25 protein-coding genes are annotated in these 26602 nt (G+C 40.7%); 14 read left to right on the top strand and 11 right to left on the bottom strand.

Translation table 11 applies throughout. From position 1 onward, the window contains the following. The first annotated feature begins 16 nt into the window (after positions 1–16). From pilW to HMPREF0014_RS22715, 8 genes are all read left to right on the top strand, one after another. On the top strand, positions 17–793 hold the full coding sequence (gene pilW, locus HMPREF0014_RS22750; RefSeq protein ID WP_306302597.1) for a type IV pilus biogenesis/stability protein PilW: 777 nt from the start codon (positions 17–19) through the stop codon (positions 791–793). Then, on the top strand, positions 784–1575 hold the full coding sequence (locus HMPREF0014_RS22745; RefSeq protein ID WP_002053491.1) for a RodZ domain-containing protein: 792 nt from the start codon (positions 784–786) through the stop codon (positions 1573–1575). The genes pilW and HMPREF0014_RS22745 overlap by 10 nt, the downstream gene beginning before the upstream one ends. A 21-nt stretch (positions 1576–1596) precedes the next feature. Further along, complete coding sequence (gene ispG / locus HMPREF0014_RS22740) at positions 1597–2712, top strand: flavodoxin-dependent (E)-4-hydroxy-3-methylbut-2-enyl-diphosphate synthase (protein ID WP_000572095.1); 1116 nt, start codon at positions 1597–1599, stop codon at positions 2710–2712. Then, positions 2709–4001: a histidine--tRNA ligase gene (gene hisS, locus HMPREF0014_RS22735; protein ID WP_006580431.1), complete on the top strand. Its 1293-nt coding sequence runs from the start codon at positions 2709–2711 to the stop codon at positions 3999–4001. The genes ispG and hisS overlap by 4 nt, the downstream gene beginning before the upstream one ends. Before the next feature lie 28 nt (positions 4002–4029). Continuing rightward, positions 4030–4728, top strand: a complete 699-nt coding sequence (locus HMPREF0014_RS22730; protein WP_002053293.1) for a tetratricopeptide repeat protein — start codon at positions 4030–4032, stop codon at positions 4726–4728. Next, entirely contained in the window at positions 4728–5873 is a 1146-nt protein-coding gene (gene bamB, locus HMPREF0014_RS22725) for an outer membrane protein assembly factor BamB (protein WP_004883298.1), read from the top strand. Before HMPREF0014_RS22730 ends, bamB begins: the two co-directional genes overlap by 1 nt. Before the next feature lie 188 nt (positions 5874–6061). Then, complete coding sequence (gene der / locus HMPREF0014_RS22720) at positions 6062–7471, top strand: ribosome biogenesis GTPase Der (protein WP_002053398.1); 1410 nt, start codon at positions 6062–6064, stop codon at positions 7469–7471. Between the two features lie 114 nt (positions 7472–7585). After that, entirely contained in the window at positions 7586–8242 is a 657-nt protein-coding gene (locus HMPREF0014_RS22715; RefSeq protein ID WP_006580429.1) for a 4'-phosphopantetheinyl transferase superfamily protein, read from the top strand. A 71-nt stretch (positions 8243–8313) separates the two neighbouring features. On the opposite strand, the gene secB is transcribed toward HMPREF0014_RS22715, so the two are convergent. From secB to rsgA, 4 genes are all read right to left on the bottom strand, one after another. Further along, a complete protein-coding gene (gene secB, locus HMPREF0014_RS22710; RefSeq protein WP_002053511.1) occupies positions 8314–8772 on the bottom strand; it encodes a protein-export chaperone SecB in 459 nt (152 codons plus the stop codon). A gap of 27 nt (positions 8773–8799) precedes the next feature. Beyond that, positions 8800–9057 (bottom strand): glutaredoxin 3, encoded by a 258-nt coding sequence (gene grxC, locus HMPREF0014_RS22705; protein WP_000729828.1) that lies wholly within the window; start codon positions 9055–9057, stop codon positions 8800–8802. Positions 9058–9068: 11 nt separating this feature from the next. Then, positions 9069–9485 carry a rhodanese-like domain-containing protein gene (locus HMPREF0014_RS22700; protein WP_000443006.1) on the bottom strand — a complete coding sequence of 139 codons (417 nt, stop codon included), beginning with the start codon at positions 9483–9485 and terminating at the stop codon, positions 9069–9071. Positions 9486–9582: 97 nt separating this feature from the next. Then, positions 9583–10641 (bottom strand): ribosome small subunit-dependent GTPase A, encoded by a 1059-nt coding sequence (gene rsgA, locus HMPREF0014_RS22695; protein WP_006580428.1) that lies wholly within the window; start codon positions 10639–10641, stop codon positions 9583–9585. A 125-nt stretch (positions 10642–10766) separates the two neighbouring features. Here rsgA and orn point away from each other — a divergent pair, with 125 nt between their 5' ends. From orn to HMPREF0014_RS22680, 3 genes are all read left to right on the top strand, one after another. Then, positions 10767–11333 carry an oligoribonuclease gene (orn, locus tag HMPREF0014_RS22690; RefSeq protein ID WP_002053300.1) on the top strand — a complete coding sequence of 189 codons (567 nt, stop codon included), beginning with the start codon at positions 10767–10769 and terminating at the stop codon, positions 11331–11333. A gap of 154 nt (positions 11334–11487) precedes the next feature. Further along, positions 11488–12219 (top strand): Bax inhibitor-1/YccA family protein, encoded by a 732-nt coding sequence (locus HMPREF0014_RS22685; protein ID WP_002053496.1) that lies wholly within the window; start codon positions 11488–11490, stop codon positions 12217–12219. 136 nt (positions 12220–12355) lie between these two features. Next, on the top strand, positions 12356–13159 hold the full coding sequence (locus tag HMPREF0014_RS22680) for an enoyl-ACP reductase (RefSeq protein ID WP_002027450.1): 804 nt from the start codon (positions 12356–12358) through the stop codon (positions 13157–13159). 69 nt (positions 13160–13228) lie between these two features. On the opposite strand, the gene HMPREF0014_RS22675 is transcribed toward HMPREF0014_RS22680, so the two are convergent. The 7 genes from HMPREF0014_RS22675 to HMPREF0014_RS22645 all read right to left on the bottom strand — a co-directional run bounded on the left by HMPREF0014_RS22675 (position 13229) and on the right by HMPREF0014_RS22645 (position 22803). Then, positions 13229–14623 carry an efflux transporter outer membrane subunit gene (locus tag HMPREF0014_RS22675; RefSeq protein WP_079744810.1) on the bottom strand — a complete coding sequence of 465 codons (1395 nt, stop codon included), beginning with the start codon at positions 14621–14623 and terminating at the stop codon, positions 13229–13231. A gap of 22 nt (positions 14624–14645) precedes the next feature. Beyond that, positions 14646–16640, bottom strand: coding sequence for a MacB family efflux pump subunit (locus tag HMPREF0014_RS22670; RefSeq protein ID WP_004710652.1), 1995 nt, complete (start codon positions 16638–16640; stop codon positions 14646–14648). A gap of 2 nt (positions 16641–16642) precedes the next feature. Beyond that, positions 16643–17983: a MacA family efflux pump subunit gene (locus HMPREF0014_RS22665; RefSeq protein ID WP_002053440.1), complete on the bottom strand. Its 1341-nt coding sequence runs from the start codon at positions 17981–17983 to the stop codon at positions 16643–16645. A gap of 107 nt (positions 17984–18090) precedes the next feature. Further along, the gene (gene holA, locus HMPREF0014_RS22660) at positions 18091–19080 is read right to left on the bottom strand and encodes a DNA polymerase III subunit delta (RefSeq protein ID WP_002053357.1); all 990 of its coding nucleotides are present in this window, start codon (positions 19078–19080) and stop codon (positions 18091–18093) included. Between the two features lie 20 nt (positions 19081–19100). Then, positions 19101–19610: an LPS assembly lipoprotein LptE gene (lptE, locus tag HMPREF0014_RS22655; protein WP_002053498.1), complete on the bottom strand. Its 510-nt coding sequence runs from the start codon at positions 19608–19610 to the stop codon at positions 19101–19103. Between the two features lie 27 nt (positions 19611–19637). Then, positions 19638–22262 (bottom strand): leucine--tRNA ligase, encoded by a 2625-nt coding sequence (gene leuS / locus HMPREF0014_RS22650; RefSeq protein ID WP_004883283.1) that lies wholly within the window; start codon positions 22260–22262, stop codon positions 19638–19640. 187 nt (positions 22263–22449) lie between these two features. After that, entirely contained in the window at positions 22450–22803 is a 354-nt protein-coding gene (locus tag HMPREF0014_RS22645; protein WP_020992375.1) for a DUF4124 domain-containing protein, read from the bottom strand. A gap of 503 nt (positions 22804–23306) precedes the next feature. Here HMPREF0014_RS22645 and HMPREF0014_RS22640 point away from each other — a divergent pair. From HMPREF0014_RS22640 to ilvC, 3 genes are read left to right on the top strand one after another with little or no spacing between them, the layout of a single operon-like run. Next, complete coding sequence (locus tag HMPREF0014_RS22640) at positions 23307–25031, top strand: acetolactate synthase 3 large subunit (protein ID WP_002053493.1); 1725 nt, start codon at positions 23307–23309, stop codon at positions 25029–25031. After that, entirely contained in the window at positions 25031–25522 is a 492-nt protein-coding gene (gene ilvN / locus HMPREF0014_RS22635; protein ID WP_001215920.1) for an acetolactate synthase small subunit, read from the top strand. Before HMPREF0014_RS22640 ends, ilvN begins: the two co-directional genes overlap by 1 nt. A gap of 32 nt (positions 25523–25554) precedes the next feature. Further along, positions 25555–26571: a ketol-acid reductoisomerase gene (gene ilvC, locus HMPREF0014_RS22630; protein ID WP_002053209.1), complete on the top strand. Its 1017-nt coding sequence runs from the start codon at positions 25555–25557 to the stop codon at positions 26569–26571. Positions 26572–26602: the final 31 nt, after the last annotated feature.

The following is a 26602-nucleotide window of genomic DNA, read 5'->3' as shown; positions in this document are numbered from 1 at the left end:
TCCGAAGTTAAAGATCATGTTATGTATGGGGGTTGCTGTTGCATTTCTGGCCAGTGGTTGTCAGTCTTCGCCAACGCTTAAAAAGGACCCGGAAAAAGCAGTTAAGGTGCGTACGCAGCTTGCCGCAGAATACATTCGTTCTGGTGACTTGGACTCTGCAAAGCGTTCCCTTGACCAAGCTTTAAGTGTCGATAGCCGTGATGCAACGGCAAATATGATGATGGGCATTTTATTGCAACAAGAAGGCAGTAAACCCAATTTAGAAAAAGCAGAACATTATTTTAAACGTGCAATTTCATCTGAGCCAGATAATGCTCAGGCGCGTAATAATTATGGTACGTATTTGTACCAAATGGAGCGTTATAATGATGCCATTGAGCAATTCCGTATTGCTGGTGCAACATTAGGTTATGATCAACGCTATCAAGCCTTAGAAAATCTAGGGCGGATTTATTTAAAATTAGGTGATATTGCGAGTGCTGAAAAAACATTCAAACAAGCACTCCTTGCTAACCGCGATTCTTACATTTCAATGTTAGAGTTAGCAGAAATTTTTTATTTGCAGCAGCAGATTCCGGCTGCTACACAAATGTATGAACAATACGTTCGTACAGTGGGGCAGAAAAATCAGGGTGCTCGCGCACTTTGGATTGGTTTAAGAGTGGCTCGAGCCAATGCGGATAAAATGGGAATGCAAGTTTTAGTAAACCAGTTACGTGCTTTATTCCCGGAAAGTCCAGAATATCAACGTTATTTGCAATTACAGTATAGTACTGAGGCCGTATGGAAATAAATCCTAATTCACAGCAGCCAACTGGCTCAAGCTTACCGACTTCTGCTTTAGGAAATATTCAACGTCCTGGTGAGTATTTACGTCAAATTCGCGTTTCTCAGAAAAAAGAATTAGAGCAAGTATCTTCTGATTTAAATATGCCGCTTAAAACGCTAAGTGCGTTAGAGCAAGACGATTATAAATCTTTGCCAGAAGCAACCTTTATTAAAGGTTATTATCGTTCTTATGCGAAATATTTAAATGCTGATGCAACTGCAATTATTCAGCGTTTTGATGAAATTTATGCGAACGATACAGGTCTTTTGCCAAATCATGCTTTAAACAACTCACCAATTAAAATCATGGGTAAATTACCAGGTTCTAATAGTGATCGTAACAAAAAATGGTTAAAGCGTGCGTTACTTGCGATTTTGATTATTGCTGTCGTGTCATTGATTGTGATGGGTGTCCAAAAATGGACTTCAAACAAAGAAGAAGCTGATGTGCCAAAAGCCAATCAGTCTAATGTTGAAGTTTTACCTATGAAAGGAAGTGCCTCTGCAACAGCGGGTGATCAATTGGTGTTAAACTTTAACCGTCCAACTTCTGTTCATATTGTAGATGCAACAGGCAAGGTTTTAGCGACGGGTCGTCAGGCATCGACTTTAACCTTAAATGGTGAGTCTCCATTCCAGATTCGTCTTGATGATGCAACAGCTGTGTCATTAAGTCTAAACCAAGAACAGATTTCATTGTCTCCATATACGGTAAACGGTAAAGCTGAATTCCGTTTATCCCGCTAATACCATGAGTTGAGCGATACAATGATAGAGAACCCAATTAAACGTCGACCAACACGTAAAATCCGTGTTGGTTCGGTCTATGTCGGTGGCGATGCACCTATTAGCGTGCAAAGTATGACAAATACCGAAACTTGCGATGTCGATGCAACTGTTGCTCAGATTGAGCGTTGTGTTGATGCAGGTGCAGATATTATGCGTGTTTCAGTTCCTTCTATGGAAGCAGCTGAAGCCTTTGGTGCGATCCGCAAACGTGTTTCAGTTCCATTAGTGGCTGATATTCACTTTGACCATAGAATTGCCTTGGCAGTTGCAGACTATGGTGCAGACTGTTTGCGTATTAACCCGGGTAACATCGGTTCAGATCAAAAAGTTCGTGAAGTTGTTGCTGCTGCACGCCATCACGGCATTTCTATGCGTATTGGTGTGAATGCGGGTTCTCTAGAAAAAGATTTACAGAAAAAATATGGCGAGCCAACAGGGCAGGCACTGCTTGAGTCAGCTTTACGTCATATCGATATTTTAGACCGTCTAGATTTCCATGAGTTTAAAGTCAGCGTAAAAGCATCAAATGTGTTTTTAACCATGGATGCTTATCGTTTGCTTTCTCAGCAAATCGACAATCCATTGCACCTTGGTGTGACTGAAGCTGGTATTTACCGTACAGGTACTGTGAAATCAGCGATTGCTCTTGGTGGATTATTGATGGAAGGTATTGGCGATACCATGCGTATTTCACTTGCTGCTGAACCAGAAGATGAAATCAAGATTGGTTTTGACATCTTGAAATCGCTTGGCCTACGTTCTAACGGTATTAACTTTATTGCTTGTCCAAGTTGTTCTCGCCAAGAATTTAACGTGATTCAGGTGATGCAAGCCTTAGAAGAGCGCCTAGAAGATATACGTACGCCAATGGATGTTTCAGTTATTGGTTGTAAGGTAAATGGCCCAGGTGAAGCAAAAGAAGCAGATATCGGGGTTGTTGGGGCTGCGCCTCGTTCACTGGTTTATCGTAATGGTGAGAAAAGCCATTTAATTGATACCAATCAATTGGTTGATGAAATCGAAACTATGGTTCGTCAACGTGTTCAAGAGCTTGAAGAAGCTAAATCTAAAGAAATTATTCGTAGTTCATCATGAGTTCAATTGTCGCAATCAAAGGTTTTAATGACGTTTTACCAACGCAAACAGCAGCGTGGAGACGTCTCGAGCAGCATTTAGCATCGTTAATGGATGCTTATGGTTACCAACAAATTCGTTTGCCGATCGTTGAACAAACGGGACTGTTTAAACGTGCTATTGGTGATGCAACCGATATCGTTGAAAAAGAAATGTATACATTCTTCGATAAAGGAAACCCACCTGAATCATTAACTTTGCGTCCGGAAGGAACAGCTGGTTGTGTACGTGCTTTGGTTGAACATAACTTGTTGCGTGGTGCTACGCCGCGTGTGTGGTATATGGGACCTATGTTCCGTTATGAAAAACCACAAAAAGGCCGTTATCGTCAGTTCCATCAGTTTGGTGTAGAAACTTTTGGTGTGGCAACTCCTGATATTGATGCTGAATTGATTCTGTTAACAGCTCGTTTGTGGAAACGTATGGGCGTTGATCATATGGTTCAGCTTGAGTTGAATACTCTAGGTGAAACCGATGAGCGTACAGAATATCGTAATGCTTTGGTTGCCTTCTTAAATGAACATAAAGATGCTTTGGATGAGGATTCACAGCGCCGTTTAACAACAAATCCATTACGTATTTTAGATTCTAAAATTGAATCGACTCAGAAAATTTTGGAAAATGCGCCGAAATTACACGACTTTTTAAAAGAAGACAGTCTAAACCACTTCCAGCAATTACAAGATTATTTGACTGCTGCGGGCGTTAAATTTGTAATTAATCAAAAACTGGTACGTGGTTTAGATTATTACAATAAAACTGTTTTTGAGTGGACAACAACAGCTTTAGGTTCGCAGGGTACGGTATGTGCAGGTGGACGTTATGACGGCTTGGTTGGCCAACTAAAAGGTAAGGCTGATCAGTCTGTACCAGCAGTTGGTTTTGCAATGGGTATGGAGCGTTTATTGCTTCTACTTGAGCAAGTTGAAAAAGCTGAAATTGTACGTGATTGTGAAGTTTTCTTGGTAGCAGAGCCAGCTTATCAAGCTAAAGCATTAGTTTTGGCAGAACAATTACGTGATCAGTTAGAAGCTACGAATAGTAATATTCGTATTAAAACGGGTTCACAAGGCAGCATGAAGAGTCAGATGAAAAAGGCTGATCAGGCTGGGGCCGTTTACGCCATGATTTTGGGTGAACGTGAATGGGAAGCACAGCAGCTTGCTCTCAAAGAGTTGGCAACAGCTGAGCAGACACAAGTGGCACTAGCTGAACTCGTACCATTCTTAATTGAAAAATTTACAAAATAAACTGAAACATCTGGAAAAGGACAATCACATGAGCTTAAGTGATGAAGAACAATTCGACAGCTTAAAGTCGTTCGCCAAAAAATATGGTTCTGCCATGATTAGCGGGATTCTCATTGCATTGATTGCCTTTTTCGGGTGGGAATATTGGCAAAAAAGAAACCTTGCAACAAGTCAGACAGAAACTGCAAAAGTACAGCAGTTAATGGATGAAGCAAATGCAACAGCCGATAATCCAAATGCTTTAGCTTCAATAACAGCATCGGCAGATAAACTTGTAAAAGACGATATTGATTCAGTTCAGGCGATACAAACTCAATTTGTATTAGCAAAGCTTGCATATGAAAAACAAGATTATGCTGCTGCTGAAAAAGCTTTGAAAAAAGTTGAAAACTCAAAAGTAAAAGATGAAGGACTGATTCAGGTTGTAAAATTGCGTTTAGCAGATGCACAATTGGCGCAAAACAAATATGATGAAGCTCTAAAAACTTTGTCTGGTAATGTCGATCCGGCATTTAAAGCAACAGTAGAAGAGTTACGTGGTGATATCTTTGTTGCGAAGAAAGATATTGATTCTGCTAAAAAAGCGTATCAAGCTGCATGGGATTCGTTACTGGAACGTAAACAAGAGCGACAAATTTTACAAATTAAACTCGAAAGTGTTGGCGTTTTAGTTGAAGATCCACAGATTGAGCGCCCAATTTTGGAAACACAGGTGGAAGAGTCTTAATGAATCAGAAATTCAAACTGCCTTTGGCAATTGCAATCGCATCAGCTGTACTGGTGGGATGTTCTAGCAACAAAGTAAAAGAAGCAAAACCAAATCCACTACCGAAATTGACTGAGTCGAAAAAGGCTCTGGTACCGGTGTTTTCGCGCAGTGTTTCTTCTACGAATAAGGCAGATCCATTACGTTTACAACTTGACGCTAGTGACGGTGTTGTTTTTACGCTTGACCCTAAGGGTGAAGTTGCTGCATATCGTGGCAAACAACGTCTTTGGGAGAAAAAAGTCAGTAAATTGGGCTTAAGCTCTGGTGTTGAAGCAGCTGAAGGTATTGTTGTTGTTGGTAACAGCAAAGGTCAATTATTTGCTTTAGATCAAGCGACAGGTGAACAAAAATGGACTGCACAATTATCTGGTGCATTATTAAGTCCTTCTTTAGTTCAATCTGGACGTGTGATTACGATTGCAAACGACGGTACCGTATTTGCACATGATGCGTCATCAGGACAACAAGTTTGGGCATACAAATTGCCAAACGTTCAGTTCAGTTTACGCGGTCAACCATCACCGGTAAGTCTTGACCCACGTACTGTTTTAATTGCTTCTGCAAATGCATATGTTTATGCAATTGATACGATTAGTGGTATCCCACGTTTCCAACGTCGTGTTGCGGTAAGTGAAGGTCGTTCTGATATTCAACGTCTAATTGATATTGATGGTGATCCGGTTGTTGCAGGCCAACTCATGGTTACAACCAGCTTCCAAGGTCAAGTCACAGTGACTGATTTGGCTTCTCAACGTGTAGTTTGGAGTGAAGATTCAAGCAGCACCAAGCGTCCAGAAGTTTATGACAATAAAGTATTTGTTTCATCAACTGATGGCAAGTTGACTGCTTATGATTTATCTACAGGCGAAAAGCTTTGGGAAAATGATAGCTTGTTGAATCGTCATTTAAGTAACCCTGTTGTGTTGGGGTCGGACCTTATTGTTGGCGATTTGGATGGTGTTTTACACCTGATCGACCCAGCAACTGGTAAATTGGTAGGTCGTTCTAAAACAAGTGGTGAGGTTAATACTTTACGTGTTATTGAGAATCAACTCTACGTTTCGACCCGAAAAGGCGATTTAAGTATTTGGCAGAATCGTTAATTTTGTTCGCTTGTGCTAAAATAGCCGCTTAACAAATTACGCTGTTAAAAAATATCGGGGTGTTTGAATTAAATCAGTTCAAAGCCCCGTCTTTTATTATGGTCATATCTGACCTTAAAATATATCTCCTGTACTGTTTCTAATGCTCATGCCATGAGATATGGCTGGTCTTGAATTAAGGTTATTGTATGAAACCCGTTATTGCGCTCATTGGTCGTCCGAATGTCGGAAAATCAACGTTATTTAACCAGATTACCAAGAGTCGTGATGCACTTGTAGCCGACTTCGCGGGTCTGACTCGTGACCGTAAATATGGTGATGCGACTTATCAAAATAAGTCTTTCATTGTTGTTGATACGGGTGGTATCGGTGAAAGTGAAGGTGGTATCGATAACTACATGGCAGAGCAGTCAAAAACAGCCATCAACGAAGCAGATATTATTATTTTTGTGGTTGATGCACGTGCCGGATTGTTAGCTTCTGATGAACAAATCGCTCGTGAACTTCGTACGTTAGGCAAGAAAATTTATCTTGTTGCGAACAAGGTGGATGGTGTACATGCTGAAGCTGCTTTAGTTGAGTTCTATAAACTTGGTATGGGTGAACCATTACAAGTTGCAGCGAGTCATGGTCGTGGCGTTCAGCAAATGCTTGAAGATGTACTTCAAGATGTTCCTGAAGATGAAAACCCAGAAGAGCATGATAAAGATACTGGTTTACGTTTAGCCATTATTGGTCGTCCAAACGTGGGTAAATCAACGTTGGTAAACCGCTTACTTGGTGAAGACCGTGTAGTGGCATTTGACCAACCGGGTACAACTCGTGATTCTATTTATATTCCTTTTGAACGTGAAGGCCGTAAATACACTTTAATTGATACAGCGGGTGTACGTCGTAAAGGTAAAGTTGATGAAATGATTGAGAAGTTCTCAATTGTGAAAACTTTACAGGCAATGAAAGATGCTCACGTTGTGGTTGTTGTGGTCGATGCTCGTGAAGGTATTGTTGAGCAAGACTTACATTTAATTGGCTATGCGCTTGAAGCTGGTCGTGCCATGGTGATCGCCATTAACAAATGGGACAACATGAGCGAGTACGACCGTAAACAATGTAAACTTGACGTTGAACGTCGTTTTGACTTCATTCCTTGGGCAAAAATTCACTTAATTTCTGCTTTACATGGAACAGGGGTGGGCGAATTATATCCTTCTATCCACCGTGCTTATGAGTCTGCAAATTTAAAAGTTTCACCAGCAAAATTAACTCAAATTTTGAGCGATGCGACAGAAGCTCACCAACCGCCAATGATTAGTGGTCGCCGTATCAAAATGCGTTATGCGCATATGGGTGGACAAAACCCACCGACTATTGTGATTCATGGTAACAAGGTTGATAAGACACCTGCGGACTATCGTCGTTACTTAGAAAACGTGTTCCGTAAAGTGTATAAACTTGAAGGTACGCCAGTTCGTATTGACTTTAAAACTTCTGAAAACCCGTTTGAAGGTCGTAAGAGTCAAGTTGATGAACGTACAGCTGCGCGCCGTCGTCGTTATATTCAGAAATTCAAAAAAGCGGAAAAGAAATTTAATCGTTAATCTGTATAAATGTAAAAAAGCCCAAAGTATTCTTTGGGCTTTTTATTATATGGTTTAATAAGTTATTGGTATTTTTATATTAGCTTTAATCCTTAATTAGATGGATTTAAAAAAATGAATGATAGGAAAATTGAAGTTTATATAGGAAAGCTCAATGAGTTTTTAAAACAAGAACAGCAAGACTTTCCTGACTTTCGTACATTTAATAATTATAAAAAGCAGCAAATACAGCACATTAAAAATAATTTATTAGCTCAAAAGCTAAATGTAACCCCAACAGATTTGATATTTGCGAAACATGAGTATGGCAAACCTTATTTGTTAAATCATACGTTGCATTTTAATCATTCACATAGCCAGCAATATTATGCTTTAGCGCTAAGTGAGCGAGTTAAAGATATTGGTATAGATGTTGAAGAGCTCGACCGCAAAGTACGTTTAGATAGTTTGGCACAACATGCCTTTCATCCTGATGAATATGCGACATGGCAAAATCTAGAACAAGATAGAGAATATTGGTTTAAAGTCTGGACCACTAAAGAAGCTGTTCTAAAAGCATCGGGCCTTGGTATACGTTTAGATTTAAATACTTTAAATACTCAAGCACACCCTACAAATCATGGCGGATTATGTTCACATGAACTTATTGGAACATTTGCTTATCAAAACTTTATGTCAGGTAACATGATTTTAACGGTCGCATGGCGTTCCGAGCAGTCTTGCCGTGGGTTTCAGTTTCCTTCTATTCAGCTTCATTCACTTGAAAGATAGAGTGTGCCAAATAGCACGTATAAAAAAACCGCGAATTACGCGGTTTTTTGAGTTGAGAGCAAGCTATAAAATTAAGCTTGACCTTCAACAGCAGCAGCTTGAGCACGTTCCATATTTGCTTCGAACTCTGCATCAAAGTTGATTGGAGTAAGAAGTAATTGTGGGAAGCTACCCTTAGTAACTAAGTCGTTTACAGCTTCACGTAGGAACGGGAACAAAATGTTCGGGCAGTATGCACCCAAAATGTAAGGTAAGCGGTCTTCTTCGATATTATCGATTAAGAAAATACCAGATTGAGTTACATCTACGATGAATGCTGTTTCATTGTCGTTATTGGCTTGAACCACAACTTTTAAAGATACTTCAAAGTGAGTTGGGTCAATCTTTTCAGCAGCAGAAGAAAGATTGATGTTAAGTTCAGGTTGCCATTGTTTAGTAAAAACTTGTGCCCCTGGAACCTCAAAAGAAATATCTTTTGTATAAATACGCTCTAAAGCTAATTGTGGTTGAACTTGTTGTTCTTCGCTCATTGTTTTTTCCTTAATATGGATGCGATGTTAAGCCAATAATTCGTCGAGTTTACCTTCACGCTCTAAAGCATAAAGTTGGTCAAAACCACCGATAAACTGATCATTAATAAAAATTTGTGGAACAGTACGGTGGTTTGTACGTTGCATTAATTCAGCACGTACTTCTGGTGCTTCAACAGAAAGATTTACTTCTTTGTAAGCAACACCTTTACGCTCAAGTAATTGTTTCGCGCGAACGCAGTACGGGCATACAGAAGTTGAGTAAACAATGACATTTGCTGCCATAACAATTCTCCTTAAGCTTTTGGTTTGCTTTTAACGAGAGGTAAGCCTTGAGCTTTCCAGTTACTGATACCACCATCAAGGCGATAGCTGTCATGGTGAGCAACTTTCTGTAAAGCGCTACCAGCAACTTGCCCTAGGTTACAGATAAATACCAATGGACGGTCACTTGCTTTTAATTCATCAGCATGACTTGCAATTTGGCTATAAGGAATATTGCGGCTACCACTAATGTGACCTTCGCGGAAGTCTTTGCTATCGCGTAAGTCAATCAAAAGAGCATTTTTCGCTTTCACTAAAATACCAAGCGACTGTGGAGAAATTTTACGACCGTTACGTTGACCTTCGAAAATGAAGAACAATACGATCAAGACTCCGAGTGTACCAAACAAAATGGGGTGATTCCCCATAAACTCTAACCAGCGTTCCACAAGTCACCTAAAAAAATTAAAAACAAAATTGACCTAGAGTATAGCGTATATAGATGGTGATCAAAATCACCACTTCAAGGGCAAAAGGGGTAGAAAATTAGTTTTTTTGCTGCGCTTCTTGAATCTCGTCGATTAAACGTAAGAAGCTATCTAAGCGTCGCGGCAAAATTTCACCTGCTTCAACAGCCTGTTTTAAGCCACAGTTCTTTTCATGAGTATGCGTGCAGTTACGGAACTGACATGAACCTAAATGCGCTTCAATTTCAGGAAAACCCATACGAATTTTATCTAAATCGAGATGCCAAAGCCCAAACTCGCGAATTCCCGGCGAATCAATTAAGGCGCCATTTTTACCAAAGTTGATTAAGCGCGTAGAAGTCGTGGTGTGTTGTCCAAGTGCCGAGTTTTCAGAAATGATATTGGTTTTCTGTTCGGCATCTGGAATGAGCACATTAATAAGTGAGCTTTTACCAACACCTGACTGGCCTACAAAAGCTACTGTCTCACCATCAAGTCGTTGAGATAATGCTGAAATATCACCTTTAGAATGACAAATCATGACTTCATAACCTAAATTTTCATACTCTTTGAGCATGTCGAGAATCGGATCATTTTTAGTGAGTAAATCCGATTTATTTAGTACTAGAAGAGCAGGAATATTTGCATCTGCACATGCTACTAAATAGCGATCAATTAAAGTCGGTGCCGGTTCTGGAAGCGGAGCAAAAACAATAACGATTAAACTAATATTGGCTGCTACAGGCTTTACTTTATGATAGCGATCTGGACGAGTAAGTAATGAAGTACGAGGGTGAATTGCAGTAATAATCCCTAAGCCTGTGTTAGGGTCTGCTTGCCACTTCACTCTGTCACCCGTGACTAGTAATTCAAGATTTGTACGAGTGTGGCAACGCCAAATACTTTTTAGTTCAATCGGTTTCCAAAATGGTTCTGGTTCGCCTTCGGCAACTTGAGGTTTTTCTGGGTGATGCTCGGGTACAGAAAGTGCCTGTACTTCAAGTTGACGGCCATAGTGCTGTACCACCAGCCCATCTAGATCTTGTGAAGTATCGACTTCTTCTTGGCGAGTTTTATGCTGTTTTTCAATACGACGTTGCTGTTGCTCAGTTAAACGACGCTTACGAATTAGAGCCATTCATATCCCAAAAAAACCATTGTTTGAAGACCGCAAAAATAGCACGAAGCTGGTATGGAATTACAGCGCAGAAGCAAGAAATTTGCTACTATTGATGTTTTTACGGCATTTTAGAACGTACATACATGAGCAGTACTTTAAATACACGATTAATTTGGATTGATCTGGAAATGACCGGTTTGGATACCGACAACGACCAGATTATTGAAATCGCAACAATTATTACAGATGATCATTTAAATGTACTTGCCGAAGGTCCGGTTTTGGCTATTCATCAACCTGATCGTATTTTAAATGCAATGGATGAGTGGAATACTCGCCAGCATGGCCAGTCAGGTTTAATTGAGCGAGTTCGCCGTAGTAAATTGACAGCTCGTGACGCTGAGTTACAGACTTTAGAATTCTTAAAAAAATGGGTTAATCCAAAAGTTTCACCAATGTGTGGTAACTCGATTTGTCAGGATCGCCGTTTCTTGCATCGTCTTATGCCTGAGCTAGAGCAGTATTTCCACTATCGTAATCTCGATGTGTCTACGATCAAAGAACTCTCAAAACGCTGGCGCCCTGAAATTATGAGCGGTCTGAAAAAGAATGCATCACATTTAGCTATGGATGACATTCGCGATTCAATTTCAGAGTTGAAATACTACCGCGAATATTTCTTCATTATGAACACTGATGGTAAAGATTGATTACGTTGTTCAAGTCATATGAAAGGGGGCAGTAGCCTCCTTTTTTATTGCTTATAAGACATCGTTACAATAATACCAAGGGGTAATTTGGCTTTCATATTCATTTTGCTTAAAATGATGTTTTAAGTTTATTTATTATAAAAAGAGAGCATTTATGCAAAGTAATAACCCGATACTGACTCGCGTTGAAACGGTCAGTGACTACAGTCAACCAATGACCGTGCAAGGTGCGATTCAAAAATCTGTGATGTTGACTATCATTGCTGCTGCAGTGGGTGTCGCTTTATTTTTCTATGCAGCCTTTACTGCAAATGTTGGTATTGCTTACGCAGCTTCAATTGTGGGTGCAATTGGTGGCTTGGTTTTAGCTTTAATCACAACGTTTAAACCAACGACTGCGCCAACTTTAGCAATTCCTTATGCTTTATTCGAAGGGGCATTTATTGGAGGTATTTCTTTTACTTTCCAGTTGAAATATCCGGGCGTTCCGCTTCAAGCCTTATTAGCAACTTTCGTTACCACTTTAGTGATGTTTGGTCTCTATAAGTTCCAAATTATACGCGCAACCGAAAAGTTCAAATCAGTTGTAATTTCGGCATCTCTAGCAATCTTTATTGTATTTATTGTACAGATGGTGATGCGTTTAGCGTTTGGTTCAAGCATTCCTTATATTTTTGAAAGCAACTGGTTGGGTATTGGTTTTGCTGCATTTGTTGCAGTCATTGCTTCACTTAACCTGATTTTAGATTTTGACTTGATCGAAACCAATGCAGCATACCGTGCTCCAAAATTCATGGAATGGTTGTGTGGTATTGCCTTACTTGCAACTTTAGTTTGGATGTATATCTCTTTCTTACGTCTACTTGGCTTATTGTCTGATGACTAAAAATGAGATGATAAAAAGTCGCTCCTAAATCGGGGCGATTTTTTTTCGTGCGATTTTTGAAAAAAGATGCATTATGCAATTTCGAAAAATGTTGAATATTGGCATTATGCTGGAAATTGTTTTGAGTGAGATCGGCATGACACAAGGACTTTTAGCAGGTAAACGCTTTTTGATTGCAGGCGTTGCTAGTAAATTATCAATTGCTTATGGTATTGCACAAGCATTACACCGTGAAGGTGCTGAGCTTGCATTTACTTATCCAAACGAAAAATTAAAAAAACGTGTAGATGAGTTTGCTGAGCAATTCGGTTCTAAACTTGTGTTTCCATGTGATGTTGCCGTTGATGCTGAAATTGATAATGCATTTGCGGAACTTGCAAAACATTGGGACGGCGTAGATGGTGTTGTACATTCAATCGGTTTTGCACCTGCACATACGCTTGATGGTGATTTTACTGACGTGACTGACCGTGACGGTTTTAAAATTGCTCATGACATTAGCGCATACAGCTTTGTTGCAATGGCACGTGCTGCAAAACCTTTGTTACAAGCTCGCCAAGGTTGTTTATTAACTTTGACTTACCAAGGTTCTGAGCGCGTTATGCCTAACTACAACGTAATGGGTATGGCAAAAGCTTCTTTAGAAGCTGGTGTTCGTTACTTAGCATCAAGCTTAGGTGTTGATGGTATCCGTGTAAACGCGATTTCTGCGGGTCCAATCCGTACTTTAGCTGCTTCTGGTATTAAATCTTTCCGTAAAATGTTAGATGCTAACGAAAAAGTTGCACCATTAAAACGTAACGTAACCATTGAAGAAGTGGGTAACGCAGCGTTATTCCTATGCTCACCTTGGGCTTCAGGTATTACTGGTGAAATTCTATATGTAGACGCTGGTTTCAATACTGTCGGTATGAGCCAATCTATGATGGATGATGAATAAGTCTTAAGATTTATTCAGACATAAAAAAAGCCGTAGTTGAAGGACTACGGCTTTTTTACTGGGCGCAAGTTATTGTGGCAATTCTTTTACAGGTGAACCACCTAATGCCTGCATAAGGGTGACATAAGCGTTGTATTGGCTTTGTTTGGTTTCAACAAGACTCAAGCGCGCAGTACGTGTAGTTTGCTGAGCATCGAGAAGTGTTTTTAACGCAACAGCGCCATAACGGTAACGTACTTCGGTTAAACGTTCGGTTTTTTCTGCAAGTTGAAGATTACGCTCTTGCAGTTCTACTTGTTTGTCGAGTTCTGTACGGCTTGATAACGCATTTTCTACATCAGCAAAAGCCTGATAAAGCGTTTGGCGATATTGAATAATCGCTTTTTCATAATCAAGATTACTAATCGCGATATCTTTTTTCATATCGTTATATTGCAAAAATGGCAAACTCAAACTTGCCCCAAGCGTGAGGGCAGGGTTGCGTAATAACTCGGTTAACGATGTGCTGCTTGAACCTAAACTACTGGTTAAGCTAATAGACGGATAGTAACTTGCTTTGGTCGCATCTTTGGTTGCCAGAGCCTTTCTTAAACGAAGCTCGGCTGCTTGCAAGTCAGGGCGGCGTGACAAAATATCCGCCGGTAAACCTGCACCAATAGCAGGAAGCGCTGTACGTGGTAAACGCTGTGGTTCTTGGATGTTGAGTTGCTGTACTGGCTCATGCAATAACACTGCAATGGCTGTACGTGTTTCCACAAGCTGTTGTTCAATTTGGCTTAAACTTGCTTTTTGGCTTTGAACAGACTGCTCGGCTTGCGTAAGGTCTAAGCCTGAAACTGCACCTGCTTTATACTGAGTTTGAACTAACTGATAAAGCTTTTGTGAAGTGGCTAAGCTCTGCTGTGCAGTTGCATAACGTTCATTTAAGTAGCCCAGTTGCCAGTAGAGTTTCGCTGTAGTGGCAATCAGACTTTGACCTGTAGACTGTAAGTCTTGTTCAGTCGCTAAAGCTTCCCATTTGCTCGCTTCGGTTTGGCGAGCAAGCTTGCCAAACAAATCAAGTTCATAACTTACGCCTGCACTTAAGGATAGTCCTTTAGCACTATCATCGCCTGAATTTAAGTCGAAAGTATGGCCTGTAGAAACATTTGAACTGGTACGTAAGCCTTGTTGATTTGCCGTTAAATCAGCTTTCAAGCGAGCTTGCTTTAAGGTAATTCCCGCTACAGCTAAATCGCTATTACGCTCTAATACGTTGTTTACGAGTTGGTTGAGCTGTGCATCTCCAAACAGTGTCCACCAACGGTCAGAGTATTGTTCAACTGATGCTGTTTTAGTTTTAGTCGTATCGTACTGAAAACTACCCGGAACCTGTACAGACGGTGCTTGGTAAGGCGTTTTAACCATTGCTGCACATCCCACAAGAGAACTGCTGAGGAGAAGTGCTGCGCTAAGTTTAGTCATTGAAAAAGACATGCAATTTTCCTTATTCTCGTGATAGTGCTGCAACAGGGTCAAGTTTTGCGGCATTTTTGGCAGGCAAGAAACCGAATACGACACCAATCAGTGTTGAGCAAACAAATGCTGCCACAATCGAAGTCGTTGAATATGCCACTGCAAAATTACCTGCGGCTACTTTGTTAATAAGTTGTCCTAACCCTAGCGAAAGTAATACGCCGAGAACACCACCAATTAAACACACTAAAATTGCTTCAATTAGGAACTGTTGCAAAATATCACTTTGTCGAGCACCGACAGCCATACGTACACCAATTTCTTGCGTACGTTCAGTTACCGAAACCAACATAATGTTCATTACACCAATACCACCAACTACCAGAGAAATGACGGCAATTGCTGAGACCAGAAGGGTCATGGTGCTGGTTGTTTTCTCAATGGTTTGACGGATACTGTCACTATTCATAGTGAAAATATCTTGGGCACCATGTCGCTGCGTTAATAAGTTAACGATGGCGTTTTCAGCAGCGCTGGTCGAGTATTTATCATTAATACGTACAACAATATTACGGACATGCGCTTGCCCTAACATACGGCTCATGACCGTGGTATATGGCATATACACATTAAGCGTATCATCTGAGCCCATACTACTGGTCTGAGGTTCAACAATGCCGATAATACGAGCCGGCACACTACCTAGTAAGACCACTTGCCCGATTGGGTTAGTACCATCACTAAAGAATTGTTTTTGCGTATTCGTGTCAATCACTACATCTTGTGAACGGTCACGTACACTACGTTGATCAAAAGTTTGACCATCTTTAAAAACCAGACCTTTTACATCAAAAAAATCGTTACTTACGCCATTAATGGTCGCGTTCGCTTCATTTTGTTGATAACGCATAGTTTTGGATGTGCTGACCATTGGACTGACCGCACTCACATAAGGCTGCGTCATTAATGCATCGGCATCGGCAGGTACCAATGTTTTAAAATTGGCCGTCTTGGAGTTATCACCAAAACCACGCCCTTGGAATACCGTAATTGTGTTAGTACCGAGGCCGCTAATATTTTCCAAAATCTGCTTTTGTGAACCATTACCAAGTGCGACCACGGTCACCACAGATGCAATACCAATAATAATCCCGAGCATGGTTAAAAAGGTACGCATACGGTGGGCATTCATAGACAGCAAAGCCATTTGGAACGCCTCAGATAAGCGGTCTAAAGTTGAACGCCAAGCTGAAATGCTTTTACCTTTTTTCTGCTTATTTTGTAGAGCAGGGGCAGCATCGGGGTCAGATTTAACTTCTTCTGTAGATTGGTCTGGAACATTAGGACGGTCACTAATAATTTCTCCGTCACTAATTTCGATAATACGCGTTGCATTTTTCGCAACTTGCATATCGTGCGTGACCAAAATAATGGTGTGACCAGCCGCATTGAGTTCACGCAAAATTCGCATTACCTCAATACCACTATGTGAGTCGAGTGCACCTGTTGGCTCATCGGCTAAAATCACATCACCGCCATTCATTAAGGCACGGGCAATTGAAACACGTTGCTGTTGACCACCTGAAAGTTGGCTTGGTCGGTTTTGTGTTTTTGTGCCTAAACCTAACTCGGTAAGTAAGGCAGTTGCACGCTGTTTACGATCTGAAGGTGTAACACCTGCATAAACGGCTGGAACTTCAACGTTACCTTCGGCTGACAAGTCACCAAGTAAGTGATAGCGCTGGAAAATAAAGCCAAAATATTCACGGCGTAATTGGGCCAACTGGTCAGGTTCTAGCTTACCAGTTTCTTGACCATTAACCTTGTAACTACCACTTGTTGGTCGGTCCAGACAGCCCAAAATATTCATAAGCGTTGATTTACCAGAACCGGACTGGCCGACAATCGCAACCAGTTCACCTTCATAAATGGTCAGGTCAATGCCTTTTAAAATTTGAATCGTGCTTTCGCCAGCAGGGAATTCCCGGACCAGATTGCTGACTTCAAGCAAAGCTTGTTTTGTCATGCTTACATTCCCATTGGACCATTACGGCGACGGTTATTGCCACTATTTGCAGAGGCAGCAGAGTTTTCTGAACTATCCGCAATTACAACTTGATCACCTTGTTTTAATCCGGCAAGTACTTGTGCATTTACACGGTTATTAATACCTACCAAAATTTGTGTTGGTTTAGTTGTGCCATCTGCTTGTAAAACACGAACTACGCTCAAGGTTGCTTTACCTTGTTCAATAAGTTGTTTTTGTTCAGGAGTTAAGTTTAAGCGTTCTAAACGGGCACCATTACCTGAATGTTTTCTTTCGGCATTTGGAGTTGAAGCCGCTTTATCTGCTGACTGACCAGGTTTTTTCTGACCAGAAAATTGTTTGCTACTTAAGGCAGAAGATGGAACCAGTAAGGCATTTTTTGCTGAATCTAATACGATATAAACTTGAGCAGTCATATCAATACGCAATTTGCCATCTGTATTTGGAACGTCAAATAAAGCGTTGTAGTAGACAGCTGAGCTACTGGTTGAACTTGTAGTACTGTTTGACTCACTAGAAATTGAATCTGGTGCTGGCTCAATCTGACGTAATGTCGCATAACGCTTACTGTCATCGCCTAAAGTAGTGAAGTAGACTTTTTGACCTTTTTCTACTCGCATGATATCCGCTTCACTTACCTGTGCTTTAATTGTCATATTTTGCAGTTTTGCAATCTTAACGATCGTTGGAGCACTTTGGTTCGCGTTTACGGTTTGGCCTTCTTCAGTCACAATCGCAACAACGGTACCATCAGTTGGCGCAACAATACGGGTATAGCCAATATTTGTTTGTGCTGTTGAACGAGTAACTTTCGCAGACTCGATTTGTGCATCTAATGCTTTGACTTGTGCTTGGGCTGTTTTATAAGCAGCTTCAGCTGACTCTAAATCTGCACGAGGTGTCGCATCTTGAGCATACATTTGTTGCTGACGACGATATTCGAGTTGCTTTTCATTTAAAGATGCCACTTGTTGAAGGCGCTGTGCCTCTAAGTTTTTAATATTGGCATCAGATGTTTTTAAACTGTTTTCTTGGGTGGTTGAGTCAATTTGTGCAATAAGTTGACCTTGTTTCACTTGATCACCAAGCTGCACATACATCTTTTTAACCTGGCCGGATACCTGAGCACCGACACTAATGAGCTTGGTTGCATCAAGCGTACCGGTTGCAAGTACATTATTCTCAATATCTCCGCGAGTTACCTCAGCTGTAATATATTGAGGCTGCTGCTGTTTAGGTTTAAAAAACTTCCAAGCTAATGCAGCAATAACGGCTATACAGACGACAATAATAACGAGTTTAATGGGCTTTATTTTTGGCATGGTGAGAGGTCGAAAAGTCTAAAATTTTAATTAGTATAAGAGTCAATTGAGGATAAAACGTGAATTTTTATGATATTTCAACAAAGCAGACAAAGGATTTGACCGCTCTATTGTATAAATAATGTTTTCCCACACAACTCGGCAATCGCTTGTTGCATTAAATGTTCGGCATTTTCATTAGACATGCCTTTAATTGCCGCATCGATTTGCAAGAGTAGAGCAGACCATCCCAGAAATTGCTGTGGATTGAGTCTTCTTAAAGCTTGTTGATATAAGCTAACTTTGGTTTTCCAAATACCGAGTTGCAATGCATTGTGTGGCTGTTCAAACAACTGCATTAATAAACGCATTTCTTTACTTAATGTCCATAAGATCAGACTTTCTGGTTCACCCGAACCAATTAAATATTGGAAAATCTTAATAGACTGAGCAAGATTGCCTTCTAATAAAGCATCGCTTAAATCATAAGTGGTGTAACGAGACTGATCTTGCAAACAAGCATATAACTGTTCAATTTGAATCAGTTTCTGGTCTGGGAAAGTATCTCTTACGCGCATCAAACTATTTTTAGCTGCGAGTAAATTGTGCTCATGATGCTGCATGAGCCACTGCCAAGCATCATTGTCGAGTTGAATTTCGAGCTTTTCTGCTTCAGCAGCTAAAATTCTTTGGCGGTCTTGCGGATAGTTTGCAGTAAGAGCAACAACAACGCCGTTTGCTTCAACAACTTGGAAAAAAGCAGACTTTAAGCTACTGCTATCTTGTTTGGGTAAAACAATTAACAGCAGGTTGGTTTCATTATGCTGAATATAACTTTTAAGCTGTTTTAAACCATTTGCATCGGGCTTGATATTGCCGTGAACTTCAATAGCAAGTTGCTGTGAAAATAAAGACAAGCTGTTCAAGGCATTAAACACATTTTTCCAGTCACTCACACTACTAATGTCATAGCGCTGTCTTTCAATGTCTTGTTGCTGCCAGCTTTTACGGAAAGTATCTAGTAAATTTTGTTCAAGTAATGGTTCCTGACCATGCAGGATCCACGCACCCCGAGCTTCCGGAATGCGTTTAAGGGCTTGTAAGTAGTCAAGTTTCATTACTAAAGAATAGATAAATCTTATGGTTGAGCTTTTGGTAAGCGATTAGCTGAAATTTGACGAGTAATTTGCTGAGCAATGTCATCAATCACAATACGTTGCAAGTAACCTTCTTGCTGGTTTTCAGTGTTGACAGTTGCCAAGTCGTATTGATAACTACGAGCTGCGGTTAAAGTACGTGGCTCGGTAATTTTATTCCCTTGACGGTCTTCAATTTGGAAAGTCACAGTCAGACGTAATAGAACTTCTGTAAGCTTACCATTTAGAAGTTGGCGACGAGGAGTGTACTCTAAAACATGAAGAACATAGGCGTCGTTGTCATTGGTGAGCTGAACGCCATTTGCTGTTAAGTACACTTTTAATTGTGTTTCTAAGTCATCGGTTTTTGCCGGTAACTCAAGGCTCAACTTTTTATAAACAAGTGGAGTCGCAGTCGGGTTAGTTCCTTTTAAATGGAAACCACACCCGACTAAGCCTGCACTAAGGCCTAAGGTTAAAACAACAGCGGCTAAACGTTGGGCTAAGTGCATGCTTGATCCTCTCATTAATACCTGTAATTAAACCACGAGGTTAACCAATTTGTTTGGAACCACAATTTCTTTTTTGGTTGGTCCTGTTAAGAACTGTTGAACTTCTGGTAACGCTTTAGCTTGAGCTAATAATTCATCTTTAGAAATATCAACAGAAACTTCAAGTTTACCGCGAAGTTTACCATTTACTTGTACAACAATCGTTTGGGTATTGCGTGTTAACGCAGAAGCATCAACTTCAGGGAAAGTTGCTTCTGTTAAGTCCGTACCAAACTGAGCCAATAAAGTCTGGCTTAAATGCGGAGCAAATGGAGCAAGCAACGTTAACAATGTTGTGATTGCTTCACGTTCTACAGCAACGTCGTTGTCATCTTTTGCTTCAAACTTATTGCTTGCGTTTAATAATTCCATTAACGCGGCAATTGCAGTATTGAATGCATGACGACGTTCAATATCATCACTTACTTTTTGAATCGTTTCGTGAGTCTTACGACGTAAATCTTGAGCATCTTTAGACAAGTTTGCCGTATCGATTGCAGTTGCAGCGTTTCCTTTTTCAAGGAAGCTTGCTACCAGACGCCATACACGTTTCAAGAAACGGTTTGCGCCTTCAACACCAGCATCAGACCATTCTAAAGATTGATCTGGTGGAGCAGCAAACATCATAAATACACGTGCTGTATCTGCGCCGTATTGATCGATAATTGCTTGTGGGTCAATACCGTTATTTTTCGACTTAGACATTTTTTCTTGTCCGCCGATAATCACTTCTTGACCATCACCTGAATATTTTGCAGAAATGATGCGACCTTTCTCATCACGTTCTAATTCGATGTCAGCAGGGTTGAACCAAGTTTTCTTACCATTTTCCGCTTCACGATAGAATGTATCTGCAAGCACCATGCCTTGAGTTAACAAGTTAGTAAATGGTTCATTACCTTGTACAACGCCTTCATCACGCATTAATTTGTGGAAGAAACGTGCATAAAGTAAGTGAAGAATCGCGTGTTCAACACCACCAATATATTGGTTTACAGGAAGCCAGTTTTGAGCTGCTTCAGGTTTAACCATACCGCCAGTGAAGTCTGGAGACGCATAGCGTGCGTAGTACCAAGATGACTCTACGAATGTATCCAATGTATCTGTTTCACGGCGTGCATCGCCACCACAGCAAGGACATTTTGTTTCATAGAATTCAGGCATTTTATTAAGCGGGTTACCTGAACCATCTGGAACAACGTCAGTTGGTAATACAACCGGAAGTTGGTCTTCTGGAACTGTGACTTGACCACAAGTATCACAGTTAATCATTGGAATTGGACAACCCCAGTAACGTTGACGAGAAACACCCCAGTCACGTAAACGGAATTGAACTTTAGAGTTTGCTAAACCTTGTGGCTCTAATTTCGCAAGGAATGCGTCAAACGCAGCTTGGAATTCTAAACCGTCAAACTCGCCAGAGTTAACAAGTTTACCTTCTTTAGAACCGTACCATTCTTGCCACTCAGTTGCAGAGTAGTCTGCATCGTCAGCGCCTTTAGCATCAATCACTTGTTTAATTGGCAAGTTGAACTTGTTTGCAAATTCAAAATCACGTTCGTCATGTGCTGGTACAGCCATTACTGCGCCAGAACCGTAAGACATTAATACGTAGTTTGCGATCCAGACAGGAAGCTCTTCACCAGTGACAGGATGTTTTACAAACAAGCCTGTTGCCATGCCTTTTTTCTCGGCTGTTGCCAAGTCAGCTTCTGCAACTGAACCCATGCGACATTCTTCAATAAATGCAGCTAATTCAGGGTTGTTTTCAGCAGCTTTAAGCGCAAGAGGGTGTTCTGCTGCAACAGCAACGTATGTTACGCCCATAAGCGTATCAGCACGTGTTGTATACACAGTTAAGCCGTCAGCATAAATTTCGGTATTGGCAGATGGGAAAGTAATTTCCATACCTGTAGAGCGACCAATCCAGTTACGTTGCATGGTCAACACTTGTTGAGGCCAGCCGTCTTGTAGTGTGTCTAGGTCGTCTAATAATTCTTGTGCATAGTCCGTAATACGGAAGTAGTACATTGGAATATCGCGTTTTTCAACCAATGCACCAGAGCGCCATCCGCGACCATTTTCAACTTGTTCGTTTGCCAAAACTGTTTGGTCAACCGGATCCCAGTTCACTGTTGAAAGTTTACGGTAGATCAAACCTTTTTTATAAAGCTGAACAAACAACCATTGTTCCCAGTGGTAGTACTCTGGTGTACACGTTGCAAATTCACGGTCCCAATCAACAGATAAACCTAATTTTTTTAATTGGTCACGCATATAAGCGATGTTTTCAAATGTCCATTTTGCCGGAGCAACTTTATGGGCAATTGCAGCGTTTTCCGCAGGCAAACCAAAAGCGTCCCAACCCATAGGTTGTAGTACGGTTTCGCCTTTTAAACGATAGAAACGGCTAATTACGTCGCCAATTGTATAGTTACGCACATGACCCATGTGCAGTTTGCCACTTGGGTAAGGGAACATTGACAGGATGTAACGATGTTTACCTTCGACAGTGTCGGCAACTTTAAAGACTTTACGATTTTCCCAATCTTGTTGGACGGATGGTTCAATCGTGTTTGCTTGATATTCTGGGTCAATGTGAGAAATAGTCATAGACGTAAGCTATACAACGAAAATTGAAATGAAAGATTGCTGCACAGCATAGCGCAAAATAGAGGAAAATGTCAGTTTTTAGATCACGATTTTATCTTTTAATATGCGCTATAAAAATTTCCCAACTTATTCTTCTTTATTTTAAATCCGAGAAGAGTGGTGAAAGTATTCACCACTCTCATTTTACTTATCGTGGTGCTGAAGCTGATGGAGCAGGTGCGGGTGCAGCAGGTGGAGCTGCTACTGCAGGTGCAGTTTTTTCCTGCGTGGCGTTAGCTGCTTCTGGTACGGCTTTATCTGTTTTAGTCTGAGCTGGTTGTTCTGGGTTTGATGTCGGATTCTTTACAGAAGGCTGGGTACCGTAAGTTGAAACTTTGTTCAAATGTTTCGCACCCTTAGGTGGTGGCGTCGTGGTGTAATGTGTCGAGCCGTTTTTATCTACCCATTTATAATATTGCTCGGCTTGACTTTGAGTTGAGCAAACTAAAATTGCTGTGGTGATTGCTGTATATAAGCTTGTTTTTAAATAAGATAAATTCATATTAGATGTTCCCCAAAAAATACTGACTATATTTAAATAAAGTTCATAAATAAGCAATTTAGAATGCATGGTTTTATATAAAAAAGAGTGTTTTTTTAATAAAAATGGAGAGGGAATGGACAAATTTACGGCTTAATATTAGATTAAAAAAACAACAGCTAAAACTTTTTATGGAAAAACCATTTCTTTATTCTTGACTTTGTATATAGAAACAACAAAAATGCTTTCTCTAGTTTTATATGTATTTACTCGATCACCCTTCGAATAAATATCATGTTTTGTAATAGACATTCTCTCTAGCCGAGAGATTGATTTTACTAAAGTATGTATATCCAGACATGCTTTATTAATGTTAAAACAGCTTATACGGCTGAAAAACAGAAATTTTTCTATTGCAACGAAAACTAGACAATATGTGTGCTATAACAGTGCAGACAATTCAATGAATGAAACACTATTTGTGCCTTCCATAAATAGTGATAAAAATTTTAGGGTGAATCACGTTGGAACTTTTATCTGGTGGTGAAATGCTCGTTCGTGCTCTTGCGGACGAAGGCGTTGAACATGTTTTTGGTTATCCAGGCGGCGCTGTATTACATATTTATGATGCGCTATTTCAACAAGACAAAATCAATCATTACCTCGTGCGCCATGAGCAAGCTGCTGGTCATATGGCAGATGCCTACTCGCGTGCTACAGGTAAGACTGGCGTAGTACTGGTCACTTCTGGTCCGGGCGCAACCAATACAGTAACTCCAATTGCAACAGCTTATATGGACTCAATCCCAATGGTGATTTTGTCTGGCCAGGTTGCATCACATCTGATTGGTGAAGACGCTTTCCAGGAAACTGACATGGTTGGTATTTCACGTCCTATCGTGAAACACAGCTTTCAGGTCCGTCACGCGAGTGAAATCCCTGCAATTATTAAAAAAGCATTCTATATCGCGTCAAGTGGGCGCCCTGGTCCAGTTGTAGTTGATATTCCTAAAGATGCGACGAACCCTGCAGAAAAGTTTGCCTACGAATACCCTGAAAAAGTGAAGATGCGTTCATATCAACCGCCTTCACGTGGCCACTCTGGTCAAATTCGTAAAGCAATTGATGAATTACTTACTGCAAAACGTCCTGTTATTTATACAGGCGGTGGTGTCGTACAAGGTAATGCTTCTGCGTTATTAACCGAACTTGCACATTTACTTGGTTATCCGGTAACTAACACACTTATGGGGTTAGGCGGATTCCCGGGCGACGATCCACAGTTTATTGGCATGTTGGGCATGCACGGTACATACGAAGCCAATATGGCAATGCACCATGCAGACGTAATTTTGGCGATTGGTGCGCGTTTTGATGACCGCGTAACAAATAACCCAGCCAAATTCTGCCCGAACTCAAAAGTGATTCATGTCGATATCGATCCTGCGACCATTTCAAAAACGATTATGGCGCATATTCCGATCGTTGGTGCAGTAGAGCCTGTTCTTCAAGAAATGTTGGCACAGTTAAAACAGTTAAATGTGTCTAAACCAAATCCTGAAGCAATTGCGGCTTGGTGGTCTCAAATTAATGAATGGCGCAAAGTTCATGGTTTGAAATATGAAAACCCATCTGATGGCACCATGAAGCCACAGCAGGTTGTTGAAACTTTATATAAAGTAACCAATGGTGATGCCATCATTACTTCTGACGTTGGTCAACATCAGATGTTTGGTGCACTTTATTATAAGTACAAACGTCCTCGTCAATGGATTAACTCAGGTGGTCTTGGCACCATGGGTGTTGGCTTACCTTATGCAATGGCTGCGAAGCTTGCTTTCCCTGACCAACAAGTTGTTTGTATTACGGGTGAAGCTTCAATTCAGATGTGTATTCAGGAACTTTCAACCTGTAAACAATATGGCTTGAACGTAAAAATCTTGTGCTTGAACAACCGTGCTTTAGGTATGGTGAAACAATGGCAAGATATGAACTATGAAGGTCGTCATTCAAGTTCTTATGTTGAGTCATTACCTGACTTTGCCAAGTTAATGGAAGCTTATGGTCATGTAGGCATTCAAATTAATCATGCCGATGAACTTGAATCTAAGCTTGCAGAAGCAATGGCCATCAATGATAAATGCGTATTTATCAATGTTATGGTTGACCGTAGCGAACACGTTTATCCAATGCAGGTTGCAGGTCAATCTATGCGTGACATGTGGATTTCTAAAGGGGAGCGCATTTAATGAGACATATTATTTCTGTACTCGTTGAAAACGAAGCTGGTGCGCTTTCTCGTTTGGTGGGCTTATTCAGCCAACGTAACTACAACATTGAAACTTTGAATGTTGCACCAACCGAAGATCCGACATTATCGCGTTTGACGTTAACGACTTATGGCGATGACCATAAGATCGAACAAATTACGAAACAGCTCAACAAACTTGTTGAGGTGGTAAAAGTAGTTGATTTATCAGAAGGTTCACACATTGAACGTGAACTTATGCTAATCAAAGTAAAAGCATTAGGTGCATCACGTGCCGAAATTAAGCGCACTGCGGATATTTTCCGTGCGCAAATTGTAGACGTGACACCAACGACCTATACCATTCAAATAGCAGGGACAACTGAAAAATTAGATGGTTTTATCGATGCGCTTGCAGAAAACACCATTCTTGAAGTCGTTCGCTCAGGTGTATCAGGTATCGCCCGTGGCGAAAAAGTTTTAGCCATTTAATTTTTTAAAAAGTATTTTAGCGGAGAACACAAATGCAAATTTTTTACGATAAAGACTGTGACTTATCAATCATCCAAGGCAAGAAAGTTGCGATTATTGGTTACGGTTCTCAAGGTCATGCTCATGCACTTAACCTTAAAGACTCAGGCGTAGACGTAACTGTAGGTTTACGTGCAGGTTCAGCTTCTTGGAAGAAAGCTGAAAACGCTGGTCTTAAAGTTGCTGAAGTCCCAGCAGCAGTTAAGCAAGCTGACCTCGTAATGATTTTGACTCCAGATGAATTCCAATCACAACTTTACCGTGACGTGATTGAGCCAAACATCAAAGAAGGCGCGACTTTAGCATTTGCTCATGGTTTCTCTGTTCTATATAACCAAGTTGTTCCACGTAAAGACTTAGACGTAATCATGGTTGCGCCTAAAGCTCCTGGTCACACTGTACGTTCTGAATTCCAACGTGGTTCAGGTGTTCCTGACCTAATCGCGATTCACCAAGACGCTTCTGGTAATGCACGTAACGTTGCACTTTCTTACGCTTCTGGCGTAGGTGGTGGTCGTACAGGTATTATCGAAACTTCATTCCGTGAAGAAACTGAAACTGACTTATTCGGTGAGCAAGCAGTTCTTTGTGGTGGTGCAGTTGAACTTGTTAAAATGGGCTTCGAAACTTTGGTTGAAGCTGGTTATGCACCAGAAATGGCTTACTTCGAATGCTTACACGAACTTAAGTTAATCGTTGACTTGATGTTCGAAGGCGGTATCGCTGACATGAACTACTCAGTTTCTAACAACGCTGAGTACGGTGAATACGTAACTGGTCCTGAAGTAATTAACGAACAGTCTCGTGAAGCAATGCGTAATGCATTAAAACGTATTCAATCTGGTGAATACGCGAAGATGTTCATCCAAGAAGGTGCGTTGAACTACCCATCTATGACAGCTCGTCGTCGTCAAAATGCTGCACACGGTATTGAACAAACTGGTGCTAAATTACGTGCGATGATGCCTTGGATTCAAGCGAACAAAATCGTAGACAAAGAGAAAAACTAAGTTTTTTCTTTAGCTTGAAACGCGCGTTAGC

The sequence above is a fragment of the Acinetobacter sp. RUH 2624 genome (genome assembly GCF_000162375.2).
Taxonomy (GTDB): domain Bacteria; phylum Pseudomonadota; class Gammaproteobacteria; order Pseudomonadales; family Moraxellaceae; genus Acinetobacter; species Acinetobacter nosocomialis.
The sequence above is the reverse complement of the archived record's forward strand: the minus strand, read 5'-3'. Positions and strand labels throughout refer to the sequence as shown.